Here is a 1,266-nt window from a genome sequence, read left to right on the forward strand (position 1 = left end):
ACAAGGGGCAGAAAAACGCAACGATTTTCTACAACAATGGTATATTAATCAGGCTACCAAAGCTCATGTTTATGGCATTGCTGGTACAGAAGTAGCAGAAGATATTTATGCAGATGAAATTGATATTTTAATCGATTTAGATAGTACAACATTAACTAATAGTTGCTCAATTATGGCAATGAAAGCAGCACCTATTCAAGCAACATGGTTAGGTTGGGATGCTTCAGGAATACCAACTATTGATTACTATATTGCCGATCCTTATGTTTTGCCAGAAAATGCTCAAGATTATTACCCCCATAAAATTTGGCGACTACCTCAAACTTATGTTGCGGTGGATGGTTTTGAAGTAAACATACCTAGTCTGAAACGACAAGATTTAGGTATTCCTAATGATGCAGTGATTTATTTTACTGCTCAGAGAGGTTATAAATTTAACCCCGATACTGCCAGACTGCAAATGAAAATCCTCAAAGAAGTTCCCAATAGTTACTTCTTGTTTAAAAAATTTGGCGAGTCAGAGGTTTTATCTGAATTGCTGATAGATATTGCTGAGTCAGAAGGAGTTAGTAGCGATCGCCTAATTCCCATAGAAGAAGTTGCTCTAGAAGAAATTCACAGAGCTAATTTAAGTATTGCAGATATTGTCCTTGACACTTATCCCTACAACGGTGCAACAACAACGTTAGAAACTTTGTGGATGTGCATCCCAATGGTAACGCGAGTTGGTCAACAATTTGCAGCGCGCAATAGCTACACAATGATGATCAATGCTGGCATCACCGAAGGTATTGCATGGAGTGATGAGGAATATGTGGAATGGGGAATTAGGTTGGGGAAGGATGAAAAGTTGCGGCAGGAGATATCTTGGAAATTGAGAAAGTCGAGGCAAACCGCTCCGTTGTGGAATGCAAAGCAGTTTACCTTGGAGATGGAGAAAGCTTATGAGCAAATGTGGCAGAGATATATTGAAGGTGAGAGTTGATGATTTTTGATTGTCATTGCTAGGAGGGATGGTTTTGAAGTGGCTATAACTTTAACATATTATTGCCTTCGCAGCAATATTAGATACACGCTAAATGCTTTAATTAAGATGGCTACTCTCATTCCTAGCATATATATGTTGGGTTTCTTTTCGTCAACCCAACCTACATTACTAACAAATTGTTTTCAAATGCACGTTATTAGCTATAAAAGTTTAAGAGAATATGCACTTAACCATAGCAATTCGAGTGATACTTTAGATAATTGGTATAAAGTTGCCAG

1 pseudogene is annotated in these 1,266 nt (G+C 37.8%); it reads left to right on the forward strand.

Annotation, left to right across the window (positions count from 1 at the left end):
- Positions 1-985: pseudogene (locus F6K13_RS33770) on the forward strand (O-linked N-acetylglucosamine transferase, SPINDLY family protein); the annotation flags it as partial.
- Positions 986-1,266 lie beyond the last annotated feature (281 nt).

It is taken from the genome of Okeania sp. SIO2B9 (assembly GCF_010672505.1).
GTDB classification, from domain to species: Bacteria; Cyanobacteriota; Cyanobacteriia; order Cyanobacteriales; family Microcoleaceae; genus Okeania; species Okeania hirsuta.